General features: G+C 60.5%; 23 protein-coding genes. 10 read left to right on the top strand and 13 right to left on the bottom strand.

Features of this window, described 5'->3' with window-relative positions:
• The first annotated feature begins 11 nt into the window (after window positions 1-11).
• Genes ispE through JNJ45_02745 form a run of 3 tightly spaced genes read left to right on the top strand, consistent with a single transcriptional unit; the run spans window position 12 to window position 1,865 of the window.
• Complete coding sequence (gene ispE, locus JNJ45_02755; GenBank protein MBL8047580.1) at window positions 12-821, top strand: 4-(cytidine 5'-diphospho)-2-C-methyl-D-erythritol kinase; 810 nt, start codon at window positions 12-14, stop codon at window positions 819-821.
• Between the two features lie 9 nt (window positions 822-830).
• A complete protein-coding gene (locus JNJ45_02750; protein MBL8047579.1) occupies window positions 831-1,556 on the top strand; it encodes an NTP transferase domain-containing protein in 726 nt (241 codons plus the stop codon).
• Window positions 1,557-1,598: 42 nt separating this feature from the next.
• Entirely contained in the window at window positions 1,599-1,865 is a 267-nt protein-coding gene (locus tag JNJ45_02745; GenBank protein MBL8047578.1) for a hypothetical protein, read from the top strand.
• Here the strand turns inward: JNJ45_02745 and JNJ45_02740 are convergent.
• Window positions 1,862-2,383, bottom strand: a complete 522-nt coding sequence (locus tag JNJ45_02740; protein ID MBL8047577.1) for a hypothetical protein — start codon at window positions 2,381-2,383, stop codon at window positions 1,862-1,864. The two genes, JNJ45_02745 and JNJ45_02740, sit on opposite strands and share 4 nt — an antisense overlap.
• A gap of 43 nt (window positions 2,384-2,426) precedes the next feature.
• Between JNJ45_02740 and acs the strand changes: the two genes are divergently transcribed.
• The 5 genes from acs (at window position 2,427) to JNJ45_02715 (ending at window position 8,247) form a co-directional block, all read left to right on the top strand.
• Window positions 2,427-4,397, top strand: a complete 1,971-nt coding sequence (gene acs, locus JNJ45_02735) for an acetate--CoA ligase (protein ID MBL8047576.1) — start codon at window positions 2,427-2,429, stop codon at window positions 4,395-4,397.
• Window positions 4,398-4,422: 25 nt separating this feature from the next.
• Window positions 4,423-5,484 (top strand): GNAT family N-acetyltransferase, encoded by a 1,062-nt coding sequence (locus JNJ45_02730; GenBank protein ID MBL8047575.1) that lies wholly within the window; start codon window positions 4,423-4,425, stop codon window positions 5,482-5,484.
• Window positions 5,485-5,487: 3 nt separating this feature from the next.
• Window positions 5,488-6,186: a glycosyltransferase family 2 protein gene (locus JNJ45_02725; protein ID MBL8047574.1), complete on the top strand. Its 699-nt coding sequence runs from the start codon at window positions 5,488-5,490 to the stop codon at window positions 6,184-6,186.
• Window positions 6,167-7,330: a TIGR03790 family protein gene (locus JNJ45_02720; protein ID MBL8047573.1), complete on the top strand. Its 1,164-nt coding sequence runs from the start codon at window positions 6,167-6,169 to the stop codon at window positions 7,328-7,330. Before JNJ45_02725 ends, JNJ45_02720 begins: the two co-directional genes overlap by 20 nt.
• A gap of 95 nt (window positions 7,331-7,425) precedes the next feature.
• Entirely contained in the window at window positions 7,426-8,247 is an 822-nt protein-coding gene (locus tag JNJ45_02715; protein ID MBL8047572.1) for a glycosyltransferase family 4 protein, read from the top strand.
• Here the strand turns inward: JNJ45_02715 and JNJ45_02710 are convergent.
• From JNJ45_02710 to JNJ45_02680, 7 genes are all read right to left on the bottom strand, one after another.
• On the bottom strand, window positions 8,237-9,103 hold the full coding sequence (locus tag JNJ45_02710; GenBank protein ID MBL8047571.1) for a DNA-processing protein DprA: 867 nt from the start codon (window positions 9,101-9,103) through the stop codon (window positions 8,237-8,239). The two genes, JNJ45_02715 and JNJ45_02710, sit on opposite strands and share 11 nt — an antisense overlap.
• A 4-nt stretch (window positions 9,104-9,107) precedes the next feature.
• A complete protein-coding gene (locus JNJ45_02705) occupies window positions 9,108-9,839 on the bottom strand; it encodes an MTAP family purine nucleoside phosphorylase (GenBank protein MBL8047570.1) in 732 nt (243 codons plus the stop codon).
• Window positions 9,826-10,764 (bottom strand): serine hydrolase, encoded by a 939-nt coding sequence (locus JNJ45_02700; protein ID MBL8047569.1) that lies wholly within the window; start codon window positions 10,762-10,764, stop codon window positions 9,826-9,828. Before JNJ45_02700 ends, JNJ45_02705 begins: the two co-directional genes overlap by 14 nt.
• Entirely contained in the window at window positions 10,761-11,651 is an 891-nt protein-coding gene (locus JNJ45_02695) for an MBL fold metallo-hydrolase (protein MBL8047568.1), read from the bottom strand. Before JNJ45_02695 ends, JNJ45_02700 begins: the two co-directional genes overlap by 4 nt.
• Window positions 11,648-12,139, bottom strand: a complete 492-nt coding sequence (locus tag JNJ45_02690) for a YajQ family cyclic di-GMP-binding protein (protein ID MBL8047567.1) — start codon at window positions 12,137-12,139, stop codon at window positions 11,648-11,650. Before JNJ45_02690 ends, JNJ45_02695 begins: the two co-directional genes overlap by 4 nt.
• Before the next feature lie 19 nt (window positions 12,140-12,158).
• Window positions 12,159-13,823 (bottom strand): DNA repair protein RecN, encoded by a 1,665-nt coding sequence (gene recN / locus JNJ45_02685; protein ID MBL8047566.1) that lies wholly within the window; start codon window positions 13,821-13,823, stop codon window positions 12,159-12,161.
• Window positions 13,824-13,934: 111 nt separating this feature from the next.
• Entirely contained in the window at window positions 13,935-14,741 is an 807-nt protein-coding gene (locus JNJ45_02680) for a Bax inhibitor-1/YccA family protein (GenBank protein ID MBL8047565.1), read from the bottom strand.
• A 204-nt stretch (window positions 14,742-14,945) separates the two neighbouring features.
• Here JNJ45_02680 and JNJ45_02675 point away from each other — a divergent pair, with 204 nt between their 5' ends.
• On the top strand, window positions 14,946-16,796 hold the full coding sequence (locus tag JNJ45_02675; protein ID MBL8047564.1) for a hypothetical protein: 1,851 nt from the start codon (window positions 14,946-14,948) through the stop codon (window positions 16,794-16,796).
• Here JNJ45_02675 and JNJ45_02670 read toward each other — a convergent pair.
• The 5 genes from JNJ45_02670 to JNJ45_02650 all read right to left on the bottom strand — a co-directional run bounded on the left by JNJ45_02670 (window position 16,777) and on the right by JNJ45_02650 (window position 21,952).
• Window positions 16,777-17,607 carry a helix-turn-helix domain-containing protein gene (locus JNJ45_02670; protein ID MBL8047563.1) on the bottom strand — a complete coding sequence of 277 codons (831 nt, stop codon included), beginning with the start codon at window positions 17,605-17,607 and terminating at the stop codon, window positions 16,777-16,779. The genes JNJ45_02675 and JNJ45_02670 overlap by 20 nt on opposite strands.
• A 4-nt stretch (window positions 17,608-17,611) precedes the next feature.
• Complete coding sequence (locus JNJ45_02665) at window positions 17,612-18,523, bottom strand: VOC family protein (protein ID MBL8047562.1); 912 nt, start codon at window positions 18,521-18,523, stop codon at window positions 17,612-17,614.
• A gap of 56 nt (window positions 18,524-18,579) precedes the next feature.
• A complete protein-coding gene (locus JNJ45_02660) occupies window positions 18,580-19,779 on the bottom strand; it encodes a hypothetical protein (protein ID MBL8047561.1) in 1,200 nt (399 codons plus the stop codon).
• A gap of 127 nt (window positions 19,780-19,906) precedes the next feature.
• On the bottom strand, window positions 19,907-20,587 hold the full coding sequence (locus tag JNJ45_02655) for a PEP-CTERM sorting domain-containing protein (protein ID MBL8047560.1): 681 nt from the start codon (window positions 20,585-20,587) through the stop codon (window positions 19,907-19,909).
• Window positions 20,588-20,707: 120 nt separating this feature from the next.
• A complete protein-coding gene (locus JNJ45_02650) occupies window positions 20,708-21,952 on the bottom strand; it encodes a phosphotransferase (protein MBL8047559.1) in 1,245 nt (414 codons plus the stop codon).
• A gap of 53 nt (window positions 21,953-22,005) precedes the next feature.
• Here JNJ45_02650 and JNJ45_02645 point away from each other — a divergent pair, with 53 nt between their 5' ends.
• Entirely contained in the window at window positions 22,006-22,602 is a 597-nt protein-coding gene (locus JNJ45_02645; GenBank protein ID MBL8047558.1) for a hypothetical protein, read from the top strand.
• The last annotated feature ends 13 nt before the right edge of the window (window positions 22,603-22,615 follow it).

The raw sequence follows: 22,615 nt of genomic DNA, 5'->3' as shown, positions 1-22,615 counted from the left end.
ACAACGCGGGCATGGTGCGCGTGGTGTGCCCGGCAAAACTTAACCTGTTTCTCAACGTCAGTCCGCCGTTGTCGAGCGGGTACCACGCCATCGTCAGCGAGTTCCAAGCGATCTCGCTGATCGATACCATCGACCTCAGCCTGAGCGATGGGCCACGGACCCTGATCACCTCCAACTGGGATGACCTGCCGACGGAGAACACGCTCACAAAGGTGCTGGGCCGGATGCACGAGCTCATTGACGTGCCGCCGCTGCGGGTGCACCTCGAAAAGCGCATCCCCAGCGAGGCCGGGCTTGGCGGCGGAAGCTCCAACGCGGCGGGCATGATTCGCGGGCTTTTGGCGCTGCTGCGCACCGAACTGCCTTGGGGGCAGGAGCACGCGGTGGCGGCGAGCATCGGCGCGGACGTGCCGTTTTTCCTGATCGGCGGACGCGCCCACGTGAGCGGCACGGGCACCGAAATCGAGGCCCTGCCCGACGGTACGCCCCGCCACTTCGTGGTCATCAAACCGCCGGTCGGCATGAGCACGCCTCACGCCTATCGCCAACTCGACGACCAGCGCGGCGACTTTCAATGGGAGCCGCAAAACGCGGGAAATGATTTCGAACTCGTCGCGCCCGCGCCATGCCACGCGGCGATATCCGCTCTACAACAAGCCGGGGCCAAACTCGCCCAGCTCACCGGATCGGGCTCGGCGGTGTTCGGTGAATTCGACACGGCCACCGACTCGGAAGCCGCCGCGCGACGCGTCACCGACCACGGCCAAGTCTTCGTGACCCGCTCGCTCAGCCGAGTGGAAAGTCTCGCTACGGTACAGTAAGGCTCGGCGATGGATGTTTTGATCTTGGCGGGCGGAAAAGTGGACGAGACGTTGAGGAGGCGCATCGGCGTGGAATACCGCGCGCAGCTCCCGTTTGGCAAGCAAACCATGCTCGAGCGCGTGCTGAAGGCGGTCCGCAAATTCGGCAACATCAAGGTGGTCAGCACGGCCGAGGTCGAGGGTTTGCCGGTGATTCCGGCTGGCCGCAGTTTCGTCGAGAGCTTGGGCAACGGCCTCGCCCAGATCACCAGCGAAACTTTCCTGCTCGTTACCGCCGATATCCCGTTTATCACCGCCGAGGCGATTGATGACTTTTTGGAGCGGTGCGACAAGACCGCGCTCATCAACTACCCGATCATTCCGCTCGACGCCGCCGAGGCCGCTTACCCCGGCATCAAGCGCACGAGCTACCGGCTGAGCATTGGCCCGGTGACGGGTGGCAACATCGCGCTGGTCAACACAGCAATGATGCGGCGCAGCCTGCCCAAGCTCGAAAAGGCGTACAAGAACCGCAAAAACGTGCTCAAACTCGCGCTGCTGATCGGGCCGGGGATTCTGGGACGGTTCGTGGTTGGCGCGGCTCTGCCTAAGACGCTCACCGTGCAAAGCCTAGAGCAAGCAATCGGCAAGATCATGGGCGGGCGAGTGAAGGCGATCTACACCGAGCACGCCGAAATCGGCAACGATATCGACAACATCGAGCAGTATGAACAAGCCGTTCAAATGCTCGTGTAATCTCTGCAAATTGCTGGCCCGCGAGCCGATACTTTCTGTGGAATGACTCACAGTGAAGTGGTACCCCGCGGCATTAGCCTTAGACTCACCGAAGACTTTCTTCTCTCGCGCCCGCAGGTGCTAGAAGCCTCGGTGCTTTGGGCCGACGGATGCATGCATGCTTACGTGACGGTGGCCGAAGGCGAAGAGATCACAACGAAGCAACTGCAGAGTGAGTGCATGGACGCGATCGGGCTTCACCAAACGCCGCGCAACCTCAAGCTGATGCGCACCTATTCGCGCCGCTCCAGCCAAGCGATGGCCGCCTAGGCGTCGTCGCCCGGGCCGAGCAACACCGCCGAACTCTTCTGCGCGAACGTGCGGATGCTTTCCGGACTGAGAATCACCACGGTCGGATCAACGGCGCGCATGAAGCTGTCGAGGTCCAGGTTCTCGCCGAACCCGGCTTCCTGAAACTCGCGGTAGAACTGCCGCAACACGTCCAGTTGCGTCGGCTCGTTGTCGAACGCCTCCATCCAAAGCCCCGGATTGCGCGAATCCGAGCGGTACGCGACTCCCGCGACATGGCAATCGAAGAAGTTGGCATGAATCGCGATCGCTTCTTCGCCGATCCAAGCGCCGCGCCGCATCTCAATTCCCTGCTCTTGAAGTTGGCCACGTAGTTCGTCCTCGCCCAGCTGCGTGCGGCAGAACAAGATCAGTTCTTTGCCCGGATTGCCCGCGGTCAGTTGTCCACCAGCCCGCGCGGGGGCATAGTAAGCCACCTTCTCGATCGTCCGACTCGCGAGTTCGCCGGCGAAATCCTCAAAGGCAACTTCCAAAACCATATCAGCGAGACTACCCAAGGACCAGTAAACTTGGCGAAACACCATGTCAGAGTCGATTGAGGTTCTACTCCACGAAAACCGCCAGTTCGCGCCGTCCGCCGAATTCGTGGCCCAAGCCAACATGAACGACCCCGCCATTTATGAGCGGGCCGCCGCCGGCCCCGTGGCGTTCTGGTCGGAATGGGCCAACACTCTGGATTGGATGACGCCGTGGACGACGGCGTTGGAGTGGAATCTCCCCGACGCCAAGTGGTTTACCGGCGGGACCCTCAACGCGTGCGACAACTGCGTTGATCGGCACGTGCGCAACGGGCTGGGCGACAAGACGGCCATCATTTTTGAAGGCGAACCCGGCGACACGCGCCGACTGACTTATCGGGAGTTACAAGACGAGGTCAGCCGAATCGCCAATGCCCTCAAAGCCATGGGCGTCAAGAAAGGTGACCGCGTTTGCATCTATCTGCCGATGGTGCCCGAGCTCCCCATGACCATGTTGGCGTGCGCCCGCATTGGTGCCGCGCACTCGGTGGTGTTTGGCGGATTCAGCGCGGAGAGCGTGTCCGACCGCATCAACGATTCGCAATGCTCGGCGGTGGTCACCGCCGATGGTGGATGGCGTCGCGGAACCGTGGTGCAACTCAAAAAGATTACAAACGACGCGCTTGCCATGGGTTGCCCGAGCATCAACAAGGTGCTGGTGCTGGAGCGAGTTGGGTCCGACCTTGCGCCCGACGCCAACTGGGTGGAGGGCCGCGACGTGCGCTGGAGCGACCTCGTGCCTGCGCAATCCACCGACTGCCCCTGCGAGCCCATGGACAGCGAGGACCTGCTTTTCGTGCTCTACACGAGCGGCTCCACCGGAAAGCCCAAGGGCATCATGCATTCCACCGCCGGCTATCTGACCGGAATCACCGCGACGGCCAACTGGGTGTTCGACCTCAAACCGAACGACGTTTACTGGTGCACCGCCGACTGCGGCTGGGTGACCGGCCACAGCTACCTGACGTACGGCCCGCTCAGCAACGCCGCGACCGTGGTGGTGTACGAAGGCGCGCCGGACACGCCAGACAAGGACCGTTTTTGGCGCATCATTGAGCGGCACGGGGTCACGATTCTCTACACCGCGCCGACCGCGATTCGGACGTTTATGAAGTGGGGCACCGAGTACCCCGACCGCTGCGACCTGACTTCCCTGCGCCTGCTTGGCTCGGTCGGCGAGCCGATCAACCCCGAAGCTTGGATTTGGTACCACGAGAACATCGGCGGCGGGCGGTGCCCGATCGTTGACACCTGGTGGCAAACCGAAACGGGCGGCATCATGATTTCGCCGCTGCCGGGTCTGGTGGCGACCAAGCCCGGTTCGGCCACGCGCGCGTTCCCCGGAATTCAGGTCTGCGTGATGGACGAAAACGGCAACGAGGTGGTGAGCCAGCCGGGCGAGGAGCACGGCGGCATCCTCGCGATCACTCATCCTTGGCCGAGCATGGCGCGCGGCATCTACGGCGATCCGCAGCGATTTTTGGACGTGTACTGGAGCCGCTTCCCGGGCAAATACTTCCCCGGCGATGGCGTGAAAGTTGATGCTGACGGCTACATTTGGTTGCTCGGCCGCGTGGATGACATTATGCTGGTGGCTGGCCACAACATCTCGACCATGGAAGTGGAGAGCGCGCTGGTGGACCACCCCGCGGTGGCTGAGGCGGCAGTGATCGGCCGCACCGACTCGGTGAAAGGTCAGGCCATTGCCGCTTTCGTCACCATCCGCGCCGGCCACACCGCCAGCGAGGACCTTAAACGCGAGATCAAAGCGCACGTCGGCACCAAGATCGGCCCGATCGCCCGCCCCGACGACCTGTTCTTTTCGGCAGACCTCCCCAAAACGCGCTCCGGCAAGATCATGCGTCGCCTCCTGCGCGACATCGCCGAGGGCCGCGCCATTGGCGACACGACGACGCTTGCGGATTCGGCGGTGGTCAATAGCCTCAAAGAGCAGTACGAAAACGTCGAGGGGTAGCGGCTTAGTCGGCCATAATAGGGCAGTGCTGCGAACAGAGCTACTGACCGGTGTCGCGGCCCTCGAAGGTCTCGCCGAGCCGTGGGCGGACCTGCTCCGCCACTCGCCGAGCGGCACCGTGTTTCAGACTCCCGCCTGGCTGCTTACCGTGGCCCGCCTGCGCCGCCGCAGCCTGCGCACGATCGCGCTCTACGAGGGCCGCGACTTGGTCGCGCTCTACCCGCTGGAGCGTCGCCGCCAGCCTTGGCTCAGCGTGCGTCCGTTGGGCACCGGCCCGAGTGACTATCTGGGGCCGTTGATTCTAGAGAACCGCGCCGACATCGCCGCCGCCATGTGGGACGCGCTCACTCAGCTTCCGGCGGACGTGCTGGACCTGCACCAGATTCGCGAAAACCATCCGCTCCTCGCCGCGGCTCCCTCCAGCGAGACCACCGACCAAGCTGAATGCCTGGTGCTCGACCTCCCCGACACGTGGGATGCCTACGCCAAATCGCTGAACAAGAGCTTGCGCTACGAGGTCCGTCGCCCGGAAAAGGAGCCTTACCTCACCCAAGGCGCGCGGCTAGAAACCGCCACTGAACCCGAGGCGATGCGCCGCGCCTTTGACATTTTCTTAGAGCTGCACGCGCAACGCTGGCGCAAGCGCGGGCTGCCGGGTGCGTTTGCCCTGCCCCACCTCAAACGGCTTCACTACGAGTGGTTGCAGCGGGCCGAAGGCCACGCGCACTTCCATTTGTTGTGGATGAATGATCAACCGGCGGGCGTTCTTTACGGAATGCGCGTCCCTGGACGCACGTACTTCTATCAGTCGGGCTTCGACCCTGCGTATAATCAACTGTCACCGGGAACAGTGTTGGTGGCGAGCGCGATTCGCGCGGCAATTGAACGCGGCGATGCGGAGTTTGACTTTTTGCGCGGAGCCGAAGCCTACAAGCGGCGCTGGCAACCGCAACGGTCGCTGCGGAATGTGCGTTTGATGGTGAAGGGCTCGCCCGCCGCCGGAACCGTCGGCCTTTGGGCCAAAAACATGGGTTGGAAAGTTGAGCAACAAATTAGAAAACGACTTGAAGGAAAGGGGCTCCACTAACCAGTGAGGGTCGCCGTCATCATTCCCGCCTACAACGAGGAGCACCGCATTGCGAACGTGCTCCGCCCCATTACGGCGGCCGCGTTGCCGCACGAGATTCTGGTGGTGTGCGATGGCTGTACCGACCGCACCGCCGAGGTGGCCGCCACCTTCCCCGAGGTGCGCGTGATTGACCTGAAGCAGAACGTCGGCAAAGGCGGCGCGATGGCCATGGGCGTGACTTCCACCGACTGCGAGATTATCTGCTTTGTGGACGCCGACCTCTTGGATTTGCGACCCGAGCACATCGACAAAATTATTCTGCCGCTGCTGAGCGGCACCGCCGACATGGTGGTGGGCGTATTCCGGGGCGGCAAGTTTTGGAGTGAAACCGCCCAGCGCGTGACCCCCCACTTTAGCGGGCAGCGCGCCATGTTCCGCACGTTCTTTGCGAGCATCCAAATCAACCCCGACGTGCGGTTTGGCATTGAGCTTGCGCTGAATCAGGCGGCGAAGAAGCAGTTTTTGCGGGTGCGCCGCGTGCTTTTGCACGGCGTGAGCAACACTCACAAGGAAGAAAAAATGGGCTTTGTGCAAGGCACGGCGGCCCGAACAAAAATGTATGCCGAAATTGCCAAAGCTCTGGTGCAGACTCGCAATCGCGAGATCGCGACCCGCAAACGCAAACAACGGAGGTCGAAAAATGGTCGTCGCCTCCTTTAGCGTGTGGCTGAGTTTGGCGGCGGGGTGCTCGACTCCCAAAGCACCGCTGGTGGAACCGCCCCCTCCCCCCGACGTGGAAAGCGGACGCTACGGAGTGGACCCGGCCAAATCGCCGCGCGAAAGCAAGCGGGTGCTGGTGGTGTATAACGCGACCAGCCCGATCAGCCGCAAGATTGCCGAGTACTACGGCTCGAAGCGCCGCATTCCGCGCACTCAGGTGATCGGCGTGAAGTGTTTGGACGGCGAGCAAATGGGCGAAACCGCCTACCGCAGCGACATTGAAAACAAGGTGCGGGCGGTGCTGAGCCTGAGCAAAAACCAGATTGATTTTGTGGTGTTGACCAAGGGCATTCCGCTGCGGGTGGGCGATAGCAGCGGCTATTCGGTGGACGCCAAGCTGATGGCGATGAACCGCGACGGCGCGCCGATTCCGGCCTCGCTGGAAAAGGTGCCCGAAGCCGAGGCCGAATCCGCGATGCGCCGCAACGCCAACCCCTATGCCGGCGCGACCGAAGGATTTTCCTCCCGCAAGTACAACATGACCCTGGTTACGCGCCTGGATGGCTACAAATGGGAGCACATTAAGGGTCTGGTGGACCGTTCCCTAACGGCAAAACCCGTGAAAGGGCCGTACTTTTTTGACTGCGCCGACAACCGCAAAGGCGGCGGCTATGGCGAATTGCAGGAAACCATGGTGAACGCCCACCGCATGATGAAAGGCGCGGGTGTGGACGTGACGTTGGAGACGACGGGCAAGTTTGTGAATCCTGGCCGGGCGCTGATGGGCTACTGCAGTTGGGGCAGCAACGATGGCGCCTTTGACGCGGCCGCCTACAAGGCTTTGCGGTTTTTGCCAGGTGCCTTAGCGGAGACCTTTGTTTCCACCAGCGGGCGCACGATGTTGCCGACCGATAAGGGGCAAAGCTTGATCGCCGACTTGATTGCGAGCGGCATCACCGGAGTGAAGGGCTATGTGAGCGAGCCCTACACCATTGCGCTTTGCCGCGCCGACGTGCTGTTCACAAGGTATCTGAACGGTTTCAATTTGGCCGAGTCGTTCTACGCGGCCTCGCCGCTATTGCACTGGAAAGACATCGTCATCGGCGACCCCTTGTGCAACCCTTATGGGAAGGCGGACAAGTGAGGGTTGCGTTCGCGTTTCACAATTCGCGACGGGGGATTCAGGAGTACGCCAAACTGCTCGCGCAGGGTTTGCGGTCGCCGGAACTCTCCATTGATTTGATCGACTTTGCCGATGTCGTTCCTGTTGAGACGGATCCTAAACTCAATAAAGGGACCAGTCAGTCCCTAATTAAGCGCTTGGACAGCTATGACTTGGTGCATTCATTCGGTTACCGAATGAGTTGGGCTCTTGCTGACGCTTTCGGCGATAAGAAGCCATGGGTGTATACGGCCTACGACATGCCCGGTTCGACGCATGATTTGTTGATGGAGCGCCTGAACAAGGCGCGCGCTGGGTACTGTTGCAGCGAGTATGTGCGCAAACGTCTTGGCTGGTATGGCGCTGATTTCCTGAAAGTCACTCGGTTGGGCTTGTCCTCCTTTGACGGCGGTTCTTTGTCTCGCGAGACTTGCTGCTTGGCGTTGGGATTAGATCCCGAACAGTCTCATATCGTCTCTTTTTCGGATGATGCCGGTTTGGTGCCGGATGTTTCGCGCGTTCAGGCGCGCATTTCCGATGCCAACATCGTGGTTGCAGGCGACCAGGACCGCGCCGAATTGTTCGCCGTGGCTTCGCTGGTGGTGTTTCCGGCGTTGGAGAAGGGCGCGAGCATGTGCTTGTTGCATGCCATGGCCGCCGGAGCGCCCGTGATGGTGCCCGAGGACAGCGGCCTCGCCGAATATGTGGACGACCGCGCGACCGGATTGTGGTTTGACTCGCTCGACGCCTTGACTGACATGATCGCCAGCGCCTTACAGATGCCGATTCGAGCCGAATCCATGGCGCAAGCGGCGCAGATTCGCGTGCAAGAAACCGAAAACCTCTTGGATGCGATCGACCTTCTTGGTCGTCACTATCGCAAGATGGTCAAGCAATAAGCGCCGCGCCCTTGCGTCGGTATTCGCTGGCTTGCAGGTTGAGGTCGCTCACTCTTACGGGCTTGCCCACCTCCAGGGCCCGCTGAAGTAGCTGATCCATGTTGCCGCCCTCACGCACTTGCGCGAAGTCGATGCGCTGCGCGAGCCCCGCGATGAGGCCGTCCCGCTTGCTGTTCGCCGCGGGGTGAGTCGTCCACACCGGGTTGATCGCGCTGACCACGAGATCGGTTTGCGGATCGAATTTGTATCGCCACAGCCGTGCGGTGCGGAACGGTTCGTCGTCAAGGTTCTCGCCGAGGGCGGCGAACATGCCCATATCCAGCACCAAAATGCGCGGCGATCCCCAGCGCAGCGGCACAATCGCGGCTCGCTGATACTCTTTGGTATCGTGCCCAGCGACAAGCACCTCGGAGTGCTCAATGCCTTCTTCGGCGAGCTTCTCAATCTGTTCCAGGTACGCCATCGGCGACTTGCGCGAGCTCATGACGGCGAAAGTCTTCGTGTTGAGCAGGCGCATGTTGCCGTAGAGAAAGAGCAGCGCGGGCGGGCTATCGAGAAACTTCTCCAGCGAATATGGATAGAGCGCGTCCATGGTGCTCGCGACGCGCACACCGCGCTTGGCGAGGTCGCTCTTAAGCTCCTTTGCTTTTGATACCAATTGGGTTCTATTTGCTACCCAATTGTTCGCGGCGGTTTTGGTGAACTTGAATTCCTCGACGAGGGTTGCCTCGTTGAGTTCGCAGAACCCTTCCGCCTTGTAGCCGAGCAACTGATTGCGCATCAGCGCGCGCGTGGTGGTGTTCGAACCGATTCCGCGGCAGAGTTGCAGGGCGAGCGCGAGTTCCGTGGCGTCCATGAGGTCAACCTAGCCCTGCGATGGCCGATTCGATGAGTTGCAAGACCTTGCCGCCTCGCGCCTCCATGACATCCAGCACTTCGCTGTGATCGAGTTCGGTCTCGCTGATTCCCGCCGCCAGATTGGTGACGACGGCGAAACAGCAGTAAGGCACCATGCATTCTCGCATCACGATGGCCTCTGTGCTGGCGGTCATGCCGACCAGTTCCGCCCCCCAGCTTTGCAGCATCTTGATCTCGGCGGGAGTCTCATAGCGCGGTCCATTCAGCGTCATGTAAACGCCGCGCTCCTCGACCTTTTCGTTGGCCCTCTTGGCGGCGTCGATCAGGGCCTGGCGCAAACTTGGATCAAAAGGATGCGTAAAGTCGCGGTGCACCACCGTGCGATCGAACACGGTCGTTTGTCGACAACTCGCATCGAGGAAGTCGCTACAAATCACAAAGGTTCCTGGCGTCCAGGTCGGCACGAGGCTTCCGACGGCGGCAGTGGCGAACACGCCCTTGACGCCGAGCTGAGCGGCGGCCTTGGCAAAGGCGGCGTAGTTCACCAGGTGCGGCGGTGTTTTGTGCCCGCCGGAGTGGCGCTGCACAGCGAGCACGCTCTTGCCGCCGAGCGTCACCATTCGGCCTTTGATCACCCCGCCTTCGCAGGGGATGGCCACGCGCGGACCCGCGAGTTTCTCTAGGCGTGACCCAATGCCCGAGCCGCCGATGAGCATGTAATCAGGAGTCTTCAACGCCGCCTCCGGTGGGATAGAACTTGTCGTAGCCCGCGGGCATGGTGTAGGGTGAATTTGGATGCAAGTGGTTCCATATCATGCCAGCCATCTTCTTGAGGGAAGCATCCCCTTCGTTGTCTGACGCCCAGCGACGGTCCTTTTGCGAGTCGGTATAGATCGTGAGAATGTAGGGATTCGTAGGCGAGAAGACGATCGCCGTGTCGCTACGGCTCCGGCTGATCGCGCCCGACTTGCTCGCGCAAGTGACGCCCGGCGGCACGCTGCCCCCGATCCAATCATCCCAATATTGGTGCGAGAGGATGCGGACCATTTTCTCGCACACGGCCGGGCTCCCTGCTTTTCGTTGATAGATCAATTCAAGGAGGCGGTTCATCTCGTTGGGCGTGGTCATACCCATCCCGAACTGTCGTCGCAGCCGCTGAATCATGACCTCCTCTTTTGGCGCGTTGCCGAGAATCTTTGTATTCGCGAGGCCCAGCGCTGCGAGCCGGCGATTCACTTCCATCGTGCCGAGCCAATCGCGCACCACCATGGTCGCGGTGTTATCGCTCACCGTCACCATCAGGTTCACCCAGCCGTCCAAATCCAGCTTCAATCCGTCCCGGAAGAAGAACGACCACATGCTGCTTTCGCGACCCGCCGGCGGCGGGAGCGCTCGCTTGTCGGACATTTTCATCTTGCCTTCGTCAACCATCTGGAGCGCGGCGAGGGCGACCCCGGTTTTGATGGTGCTCGCCGAGGGAAATCGCTCGTCGCCATTAAAGGAAATCTGTTTTCCGGTCTTGAGGACCTTCAGCGAGTAGCCCATCCGCCCCTGAAATCCTTTGCAAATCTTGTTCAGTTTGGCCTGCAATGGCGCCAAGTCTTGCGCCGGAGCAATGGCCGCCGATAGAAGCAAGATGGCAAGTAGCGCGGCCTTCATGATGACTTACTATATCCCGCGGACTGACTCCGCAACCAGAAATCCAGGCCGTCGGCGTTGATTTCGATGTCCGTTTCGTAGCGCTCGCGGTTTGCGTTCGGCGGATGCAGTTCGCGAAGGGCCTCGCGAATGCGCGGCACTCGGTCCGGTTCGCGCTCATAGCGCCGGGCAACCGCTTCAAACTCGTCGAGCATCTCAATCAGTTGCTCCGCCCGGGCCGCGACATCTTGCAATACGCCGAAGTGAGCGATGGCTACCCGTTCCGGCTTGAGGTCAACGATCTGGCGAATCGTTGCCCGCGCGGCGTCCGGATCAAACTGCACCGGCGAGCTGCTCGGGTAGCTGACGCCGCCCTCGTAGGCAAGGCCAAACGCGTCGCCAGCAAAGAGCGTGCCGCTCGTCTCATCCCACACCATGTAGTGGTGTCGGGCATGGCCCGGCGCGTCGAAGAACCTGAGCCCGAAGTATTCGTCGCCATCCTCGGCCACCACCAGGCGGTCCTCCGGCACCGGCAAAGTCTCGCCGTAGAGAGCGGCGAACCGCTCCGCACCCCATACCTCCCGCGCGCCCGCCACCAAGCGGCTCGGGTTGGCGAGATGCCGCGCGGCGCGGGGATGCGCAATCACCTTTGCGCCGGGAAACTGCGCTGAAATCACTCCCGCGCCCCCGGCATGATCCAAGTGCACGTGCGTCGGAAGAATCCCGACCAACGCATCCACGCCGATTTCGGCCAAACCGGCCAGCACGCGAGGCGAGCATGCCGCCGCCGAGCAATCAATGAGCACCCATCCCGCGGCCGCGCGCAACACGTAAACGGCGGTGCACCGCTCATGGCCGAGCCCGGAGTCAATCCCCCAAATCCTGCCTGGCTCGACCTCAAAAATCATCGGAAGTTCACAAAATCGACCGGGTAATCCAGGTCGAGACCCTTGACCGCCTGCATCGCCTTTTGCAAGTCGTCCTTGCTTTTGCCCGAAACACGGACCTCTTCGCCTTGAATCTGGGCGTTCACCTTCATCCCAGTATCCTTGATCTGCTTCACCAACGCCTTGGCTTTCTGCTGCTCGATCCCCACCTTAAAGGTCACCTTTTGCCGCACGGTCATGCCGCTGGCCGGTTCTTCCTTGCCAAAATCAACCTGCCGCGGATCGATACTGCGCTTGATGAACTTGCTCAACAGAATGTCTCGCACCATCTGCAGCTTCATTTCGTCGCCCGCCACCAGCTCAATCTCATCCTTCTCAAACTCGATCTCGGTGTTGGTGTTCTTGAGGTCCCAGCGATTGCCCAGCTCCTTTTGAGCCTGGTCCACCGCGTTGCGCACCTCTTGTTTGTCAACTCGCGAAACAATGTCGAAGCTAAATTCTGCCGCCATGAGTTCATTTTACCGGGCTCTACCCGACTCCCAAAAGCGCCTCCGCATTCCGCAAGGCGGTCTCGCCGACCTCGTCGCCGCTCAGCAGCCTCGCCACTTCTTCAATACGGGTCGTGCCCTCAAGCGCCTCCACGACCGTATGAGTGTGGCCCTCCCCTTGAGCCTTGTCAATTCGGAAGTGGTGCTCCGCGTGGCACACGACCTGCGCTAGGTGACTGACAGCCATCACCTGCCCGCTGCCGGCGAGCTCAGCCAGCTTGCGACCGACCGCCGCCGCCGCCCGGCCGCTCAAGCCCGTGTCCACCTCATCAAAGATCAACGTCGGAATTCCTTCGCGATGCGCGAGCATCGCCTGAACGGCAAGCATCACGCGCGCCATTTCGCCGCCGCTGGCGATCTTCACGATGTCGCGTGGCGCGGATCCCGGGTTCGCCGAGAACTGCAACGAAACGGCATCGCGACCGGTAATGCCCAGCCCGCCCGCCGCAACGCTCACCACGAACACGGCGCTGGCCAAACCGAGATCGCCCAAGTGGCGAGCCACGTCCTCAGCCATCCGCGGCGCCGCCGCCGTCCGAAGGTCGGTCAGGGCCACACACACTTCATCGAGCGCCTCGGCCGAGCGCTGAACTTGTTCATCCATCGCCGCCAGGGCAAACTCGGCGTTCTCCAGTTGCGCCAGCTCGATCGCCGCCGCATCCCCAAAGGCGATGATCTCCAACTCCGAGTCGCCGTACTTCCGGCGCAGGCGACGAATCGCTTCGGTCCGATCCTCAAGCTCGGCGAGGCGCGCCGGGTCGATCTCCAATTGACTTCGGTACTGCTGAATCGAACGGAAGCTCTCCTCCGCGCAGATGAGCGTTTCGTCCAGCCCGGCCCGAATCGCCGCGAACTCGCCATCAATCTGCTCCACCGCGTGCGCTGAGCGCGCCGCAAGCCGCAACGAGCCGAGCGCCGACCCTTCCTCCCCTTCGAGTAACTGGTCGAGCTGGGCCAAATGCTCTTCGAGTTTAGAAAGGTGCCGCACCCGCGCCAACTCCCCCACCAGTCGGTCGAGTTCGCCCACGCACACGCCAGCCCCCGAAATCTCCTCAACTTGATAGCGAAGCAAGTCCATGCGCTGCTCGCGTTCGCGAGCCGACGTCACCAACCCGTCCCGGGCCACCTCCAGCCGCCGCAACTCCTGATACTCCGCCTCGACTAAACCCCGCAAGCGGCGCGCTTCCTGACCGATATACAGGTCCAGAATCTCCATCGGCCGCTCCGCCGAGGAAAGCAGTTGGTGATCGTGCTGCGCATGAATCTGCACCGTGAGTTCGCCAACTTGACGTAGCACCATCGCCGGCACTTGCTTGCCGTTGACGCGGCAAACCGACTTCCCGTCGGACGAAATCTGCCGCTGCAAAAACAGCATCGAGTCTTCGAGCACAATCCCGTGCTCCAGCAAACGCTCCCGCAAACCGGGATTATCGCCCAAGTCCAGAGTCATTCCGACCAAGCCGGCCGACGCCCCGTCCCGCACCAACCCGTAGTCTGCGCGCCCGCCGAGCACGAGCTGAATGGCTTGCAATACCAGCGATTTGCCGACACCCGTTTCGCCGCTTATGGCGGTGAATCCCTCGCGCAATCGCAGGCAGGCCCGATGGATCAGGGCAAAATTCTCGATGACCAATTCGACGATCATGTCTACCAGTATAGTAGACAAATAGATACATTGCAAGAGTTCGCCGAAAAAAGATGAAAAAAGTGCCCGCGACCGAAGTCGAGGGCACTTTTTGAACCTAACGCGGACGATTTAGCGACGCGCGCTGAGCTTCCAAATGAGCTTGAGAATCTCAACATACAGCCACACGATGGTGACCATGAGGCCGAAACCGACATACCACTCATAGTATTTCGGAAGTCGCTTCGCGGCAGCTTCATCAATCCAGTGGAAGTCGAGGATCAAGTTGAACGCGGCGATCGCGATCACCAACACGCTGAACAAAATCCCTGTCAACGTAGGCCGGAAGATGCCCATCTGCTGAAGCGACGGGACAAAGAACACAAGCGCGAGGACCACGAGATACAGCAGAAAAACCGCAGCCGTCGCGCCAAGAACTACGGCCTTGAACGTCTCGGTAACCTTGATGATCTGCGCCTTATAGAGGAACAGCATCACGCCAACCGTCAGGGCGGTGCCCAAAATCGCAGCGGGAATCGCGTTGTTGAAGATCAGGCTCGCGCCACCGCGACCGCCACGTTCCGCGATCGAAGCGCCAATCGCCCGGTTGATCGCGAAGCTGATCACACCGACCGCATAACCCTGCGCCAGCGCGTACACCGGCGAAACTGATGGTGCGAGATGGGGCTTGAAACCTATCACAAAACCCAGCACGATGGTGCCGATGATGCAGCCAATGGCAATACCAATATTCGGAATCGCGTAGCCGATCACGCCGGTCATCAGCACGAGCATCAGAAGGAAGAGAGTCTTCCCGATGGCTCCGTTGACCGTCGATGCCTCGGCGGCCGGAACCGCACCCGCGTCGAAGGCATCCTCCCTAAAGGCAGGATTGTTTACTTGTAAAAACTTACGTTCTTGTTGTCTATTCGGCTCCATATTTGGCTCCCAAGTGAATTACGTTCAAACCCATGGGCACGATTCACCTTTGACCTCAGTATAGATCGGAGCAACCGTATGACCCGCGAATTCCGCACATTTATTATAACAACAGTTTCCCTCACAAGTTCCCTTTGCTGGGCTGGAGACTCCTCGCGGCAGCTTCCGGCCACGGCAACTGCGGTTCCCCCGGCGATCGACGGCGTGATTTCCGACGGCGAATGGGCAGCCTCAACCAGGCTTTCCAACTTCTACGATGCCTCCAGCGGCGAGCCAATTAACATGCCCACGGAAGCCTGGGTCACGTACGACAGCAAGGCAATTTACGTCGCCGTGCGATGCGAATCGCTTGACGGCGAACCGATCCTGGCGCGCGAGATTCAGCCCGGCGCGGCCATGGGCCAGGAGGATCATGTCGGGTTTCAGATCGATCCTTTCCTCACGCGGCAAGGCAATCGCAACACGTTTCGAGTGAACCCGCTCGGCACGCAGGGCGAGGATCTCGCCGGTGGTCGCGCCGGAAAGCGTGAGTGGCGCGGCCTTTGGCGTAGTGCGGTCACTCGTACGGCGAACGGCTATACCGTCGAAATGGCGATTCCGTGGGATATTATTAGCCGCCCCGATGGCAAGCGCTCGGTGAGTTTCAACGTCTTTCGCCACTGTCCCCAACGCGCCCGCACCTACTTTTGGAGTGACCTCGGTCGCCCGAACCGCGGCGAAAACGACGGCATTTGGGTGGATGTCGAGATGCCCAAGGGCAAGCTCGATCGCAAGCCGCAGTTGCTGGGCTATGTCAGCGCCGAAGGGCGGCGCAGCCCCGACTACCTGCGCCTGCGATACGGTCTCGATGCGAAAGTCCGTCTGACGGAAAGCCTCAACGGCATCGCGACGATTTCGCCGGACTTCCAGAACATCGAGCAGCAAGTCGAGGCGGTTGGCTTCACTCGCACCGAGCGCTTTCTGGAAGACCGCCGTCCTTTCTTCGCCGAAGGTGGTCAGCTGTTTAGCATGCTCTCCATGTTTGGCATTGGCCGCGGTTTCTATTCGCGGCGCATCGGTGAGATCGACGCGGCGGCAAAGGTGTATGGCCAACTGAATCCGAGCACCACGGTGGGCGCGTTGGCCACGGCCAGCCCCAACAGCGAATACAACTTTGCCGGGCGGATCAATCGCAACCTTGGCGCATTGGGGAGCGCGGCTGTCTACGCGACGGCCCACCGCGACGACAATCTGCGCGAAACGCTACTCGGCTCGTCGGCCAATTACCGCTTCGGGAATCACTTACTTTTCGGACATGGAGCGGTGCTTTCCGGCACCCGCAACAACTCCACGACCTACCAAGTGTCCGCGGATTACAACGTCACGAACTTCTTCAACACGGTCACTTACCGCAGTGTGCCGACGGACTTTAATCCGTACTTGGGCCTCATTCCATTCCGCGGCTACACCGGCGCGTTTTCTTACTCGGAATATGTCTCGCAGCCCAGCAAAGGGCCGATTGAGCGAGTGAGGTTTGAGAATGAGCTGGCCCTCGAGCACAAGTTCGATGGCAGCATTCACCGACGCGGAGCGTTCGGATTGGCATCCATCGCGCTTCGCTCGTTTCACAACTTCGGCGCGTACGTCTCGAGCATGCAGTTTTCCGATTCGACCGACCGCGAGGTCGGGGCGTTCTACAACTTCTCGCGTCGGGACCCCTACAACGTGCTGAGCCTCAACTACAACGTGGGCAGTCGCGGGCCGCAGAAAGTCGAGTCCCGCTCCTTGGGAATTCAGCGCCGACCGATCCCCAAGCTCGACCTTGGAGTCCGCTACTTTGAGGAGCGCTCGGACAGTTTCGTTTCGCAGTTGGTAGGCACGGCGAGCTACCAATTCGATGCCAAGCGGAGCCTGTCAGGACGTCTGGTGCAAAGCGACGGCAACCTGAATTCCTACCTTGCGTATCGTGAGGCCGGGTTCGAGGGCAGCGAGTTCTTCGTGATTCTCGGCGATCCGAATGCGCCGAGCTTCCGCACGCGACTCGCCGTGAAGTGGGTTACACCAATTCGCTGGTAGGCGCCTCGCGGCTCAGCTGACGATACATGCTCGGGGTCATGCCCGACTCGGTGCGGAACACCTTGACAAAGTGCGCGTGATCGTAGAAGCCGAGTTTCTTGCTCACGGCCGCGATACTGAGCTCCGATGAGCCAAGCCAATACTTGGCCTCTTCCAGGCGCAGGCGACGCATGTATTCGCCCACCGTCTCGGCGTAGTTCTTCTTGAATTCCTGCGCCAGATGAACCGGATGAATGCCGACCATGGTCGCGATCTCCTTGAGGCTTTTGGGGTCGCGAAACGTTTCCTGCATAATCTCGCGGGCTTGGATCAGCCAGGGTTGCACGGAAATGCCGGGCCCGCTGCGCGATGCCATCGTGACGTCGAGGAGCTTTTCGTAAAGCTCCATGAGCCACACTTCGGCGCGACCAGCGGGGGCCTCAAAGGCGTGGCAGAAGTGACGTGCGACCTCGCGCCCGTCATCGCCCATGACAAACCGCGACGAAACGTCCACGCCTTTGCGGCGCAGGCGATCTAGGTCGTTAGAGCGCGGGGTCACGGCAAAGCCGATGTTGCCTTCCTTGCCGACAATGGAGGTGTGGATTTCGTGGCGGGGGTGGAAGTGAATCTCAAACGGGCGATAGAGCACTGTCGGACCCGCCTCGACGATTTCTTCGGCACTGCCGGAAATCACGAAATTAAAGAACGCAAACTCATGCGAGTGTCGCGGCTTGACGACCCCCGGCAGATTCTTGCCCGCCATGAACTGAACTCCCCCCACCTCGCGGTAGGAGAGAACGTCGGCGGTCACTGAATCTGGCGGGGGCGTCATAACGTTATCCTAACAATATCATATTTCCGTCGAAATGATGAAGTTCGGGCAGACTGTTTTTCACGCTTTCCCTCCCCAAGGTCAGCCAATCTGGTATTCGTACGGACGTGCCCAGGGCCTCTAAAGGCTCATCGAAAGTAAAGCCAGGCTCCAGGGTCGCCACTTCAAACAGCACCGCTCCCGGCTCGCGGAAATAGATGCTGCGGAAGTAGTCGCGCTCCATGATCGGCGAGATGTGGCGTCCCGTTTCGATGATCGCGGCATGCGTGTCCTCGATGGATTGACTCGACGTAAAGGCGACGTGGTGGAAGGTGCCCGCCCCCGGATTGAGCGAAGTTTGGTTAGACGCCGGCACGAGAGAGACCTGCGCGCCATCGGCCAGCACCAAGTCCTCGGTTGCGCCAAGACCGGTGAGAAATCGCTGAGTCTCGGCGGGTTTGAAGCTATGCAGTTCCACGCCGACAATGCGCTGCGGCGCGAGTTCGAGTGGCCGGCGACCGCCGGAGTAGAGATCGGGCGCTTCCGCCGAGGGTCGAAGCCGAACCTCCATGCCGTCCGGGTCTCGTAGAACTACCTCGCCGGCTTCGTTCAGTAGGGTTGCAACCCCCTCGCTTGCCAAATAGTCCTGCCACGCCGGGACGGTGCCCGTGGGCACGGAATAGGTCAGCGACCGGGCCGCGCCGCGTCCGCTCACGCCTTGCCGCATGCCCGGAATCGGGAAGAAAGTCAACGTGCTGCCGACTTCGGCGTTGCCGTTGGCATAGTACAGGTGCACCATGCTCGGGTCGTCGTAGTTGATGGTGACCTTGACCAGGCGCAGGCCGAGAACGCCCTCGTAGAAGTTGATGTTGGCCTGCGGATCGCTGGCCATGGCCGTGACGTGGTGGATTCCGGTGAGTTGAAACGGGCTTCCCATGCCTCATTCTACGCCGAGATAGTTGCGCGCGCAACTATCTCGGCGTAGTTTGTTGTTTATTCGCCGACTTGGTCGAAGCCCGCCGCCAGGTAGCTGTAGTCGGCGATATCCACCAGCGACGACCCGTCGAGATCGGCGGGTTCATCGTAGTTAGGATCGCCCGGTTGAGCGTCGAACGCCAACGCCAGCCGCGTGTAGTCGGCGATGTCAACGATGTTATCGCCATTCACGTCCCCGTTCGTGAGGGTCAGGTTCAGGAAGTTGACCCCCGCGGCAATCGGCTGCACGGATGAGACCTTGCTCAGCCAGTGCCGGCCCTTGAATCGCACGCGATAGTTCCCCACCGCGGTCGTGTTAAAGGCATACCAGTTGTCGTAGCCCAGGGCCATCGTGCCGGAATCCAAAACGACATCCGCCGTGTTGATCACTTCCCAGTCGATGAGTTCGCCAGCGGGACGATTGAAGTTGGCGAGCGTGAGCTGACCAGCCACCGTGCCCGGCGCGGCATCCACTGAGAACTGGAAGTAGGTTCGCTTGTTGAAGCCCCAGCTCACGGGAACCGTGTTGCCGAAGCCAGTGTTCCCCGCGCTCTTCGCCGACTGGAACGCAACTTCCATAAAGTAGTGCCGACCGGAGCTGAGCGCCGAGCCAGGAATCGTCGCCGAAGTCGTTGTATTCGGCGTGATCAGGGAATAGTTGTCGCCGGGCACCGTGTAGCCGACCACCGAGAGAGTGGTTGACTTGTCGTGGCCAGCCGCCGGTGAACTCCACGCGTTCCACGACACGTTCAGTGCGCCGCTTGCTGGGCACAGTTGAGCCGAGGTGTACGTGAGTCCGGTGAAAAACGGAGTCTGCGCGGGAAAATCATGCGGAGTGGCATTGAGTTGGGCAAAGAGCCCATTGAGCGGCCCGCTCGTTGCCGAGAACACATAAGAACCGGCGGGATAGTCGGCCAGGAAGTTGCCAACCTGGGAGCCGTAGTCGCTGGAGTAAGTGATGGCCAGTGAAGGCGTGATGATAAAGTCCGGCAACGGGCCGCTTGGGCCCGACCAGGTTGCGGAAGGCATGTCGGCGTCCGAGTCGTAAACCATAAGAGCCACCGCGGATGACGAGCTGGCGGCGACCGGCTGGGCGTTGGAGTTTTGGACGTAGGTCACGTACCAGGTTTGAGTGGCAACTCCGACAGTTGCATGAGCGGCGGTTGGCGCAAGAGCAATGCTGGTAAGCAGCATAAGAGAGGAAAAGCGTGCGTTCATAGCACTTCATTTGTAACACACCACCCGCAAAGTTGCATGCTAATTTTAGAAAAATTTTAGCTTTCTCCGAACAAAGGAGGCCCTCCGATGAAGGACCTCCCTTATTCCGGTTTACGGAAAGGCCTGGTTAAGCCGACTTGCGTCGTCGCAACAGTGCCACGGCGCCGAGTCCGAGCACGGCGATCGTGCCGGGTTCAGGCACCGCAGTAATCGTCAGGTTCACCGGGGTCGTGTCATAGAAGTACTGATCTTGACCCATCCCGACCATCAGATCAAGCGTGTCCCCGGCCAACAGCGACACCGAGCTGAGGCTGAAGCTTTGGGTCACACCGGTATTCAGAGTGCTATACAGCACCGTCGAGTTATGGTAAAGGTAGCCGTCGATGTTGCCGTACACGCTACCAAGCGCGTCGCCCGACTTGAAGAAGCCGCTGAGGTTGTAAAGGCCACTTGCGCCGACCGTGAATCGGGTCGTCGAAAGCTCGCCGTTCGGACCGCCGTGCATGGTGGTTTCGCCGACGGCCACGCCACCGACTCCCCCGTTGTAGCCGTTCATTGTGCCGGAGGTCAACTGCGCGACATGAAGATCGGGGACCAACGGCGTGTTCCAAACGTCAAAGGTGCCAGAGCCGAAGTTCACGGTGCTTGTGTTCGTGAGAGCATTGAACGAGCCCGCCAGATTGCTCTTGTAGCCGTAGCTCCATGCGCCATTGGGGTTGCCATTCACGATCGAGAAGTCTGCAGTCATGTCGGCCGCAAACGAAATCGAAGTCGCGATTGCAAGAATCGAAACGAGTCGAAGTTTCATATTTTCCTTTCCTTTAAAAAACCGGAGTGACAACTCCGAGACCATGGGATTATAGCAGTGAGCAACGCAATTTTGGGCATTTTTCCCGTAAAAATACGGGGGAAATCGTGCCTAGGTTGACTACTTCTGAATCTGCATCAATCGATCCGCGAGAGTCAACTGCACGGCCGCTCGAGTGAGGTTCAGTTCTGGATCGCTGGCGGGCACCCCAAAGTACGTATCACCGCGCAGGTAATCGGTCAAGAACCGCGTGCCCAGTTCCATCGTGATGCTGATTACCGCGTCGTGCATCAAGGCGCGCTCGGCATCCGTGATGCCCGGAGCCGCGCTCAAGAAGCCGCGCTGAACCGCGTCGTAGACCTCGGTGTTCACCTGAACCCGGTCGAGGTCGGGTTCCTTTTCACCGGCCACATTCACCAGCGAACGCACCATGTCGCCGTAATCGGCCAGCCACGTGCTGCTGACAATCGTGTCCAAGTCCACCAGCGCCTTCACGCGCAGCGTCTCCTGGCAGAACAGAAAGTTCTCAATCTTCGTGTCGCCGTGAATCATGGTGCGGCGGACCTTGCCTGCTGACAGAGCTTCGTAAAGCCGCATGGCCTGCGGGCGATGCTCTTGCAGAAAATTGATCCAGGGCCGCGCGCGTTCTTGCCGCTCGGCGGCAACCTCGGGACTCGCCTTGACAAAGAAGTGCGGGCCGCAGGCCTCGCGGAGTTCTTCGGTTTCGGGCATGTAGGGCGCCGCTTCCAACGGGTCGCGCAGATCGTCAAGCGCGGCGTCAAGTTGACGGAAGTAGATATCCGTGCGTCGGTATCCGGGCAGCGGGCTCGGGAGGTCCACTGGCATGTCGGCAGTCAGGTCGCCAAACTGGGCCAGACCCGCGCCAACCTGCTCGGCCACGAACATGCGGCGATCGGCGGGCACTTCGGCGAGGCTCTTAAAGCTCACGACCCGCTGAATGCGGTGCATTAATCGCCAGACCGACCAGCCGTGCTCGTCGCTGATCGCGAAGTTGGACTTGCCGTCGCGAGTCGGGACCAATTCGATCGGCTCCCAAAATGCGCCCGCCTCCAGATTTCGTCGCTGGGCATCGAGGCACGCCCCCATCGAGTCCATCACCCGCGCGGGCCGCGTAAACACACTGCTATTCACCTTTTGCAAAAGGAACTGCTTGCCCGTGGCGGTTTCCAATGCGTAGGTATGCAGATTGATGTTGCCCTTTTCGGGGAAATCGTCCAGGTAGATCGGCAGATCGACCTGGAACTGGGACACGACATAGCGCAGGTCGTCCGCCGAGTAGTCGTTCGTTCCGCCGTTCAATCCGCTGGGACGAATCAGGGCTTGTTCCACCAAAGTCAAGGCCATGTTAACGCCGAAAGTATACGCCACGACGCTCGGGGAAACAGCTAACATTTGCTGTGCCCACGTTTGAGATCAACGAGTTCCCTTGGCAGCGCGCCGACGCCTGGCGTCCGCAAACCACGGTGGACCTCACCCGCGAGGGCGAAGCTCTGCGACTGCGGTTTGTCGTGCAAGACGCCTTTGTCTTGGGCCGCACGCAAGACTTCAATGGCCGTGTCTGGGAAGATTCGTGCGTCGAGTTTTTCTTTAACCCTTGCCCTGGCGAAAGCGACTTTTATTTCAACATTGAGACCAACATTGCCGGCGGCATTCTGTTCAATCGGCAAACGGGTCGCGGCGAAAACACGACGGTTCTTTCTCCCGATGTTGCGGCGCAAATGGAGCTCACCGTGAATCCCGGCGAACTGATAGTGCCGGAAGACCCGGCTCCTCGCGAGTGGAGCGTGGAGTACCTGTTGCCCTTCGCCATTCTGCGCGAGTTCGGCCCGGTGAACCCCCACGTGTGGCACGCGAATTTTTACAAATGCGCCGAGGCGAACAGCCATCCGCACTGGGGCAGTTGGGCTCGAATCGGCACAGCCACGCCGTACTTCCACAGCCCGAATTTCTTTGCCGAGGTGGACGTGTCCACCGAACAGATCGAAGCACCATAATATTCACAGGGCT

Source organism: Chthonomonas sp. (genome assembly GCA_016788425.1).
GTDB lineage: Bacteria > Armatimonadota > Fimbriimonadia > Fimbriimonadales > Fimbriimonadaceae > JAEURQ01.
Note: the sequence above shows the minus strand (reverse complement) of the source record. Positions and strands in the feature narration are given on the sequence as shown.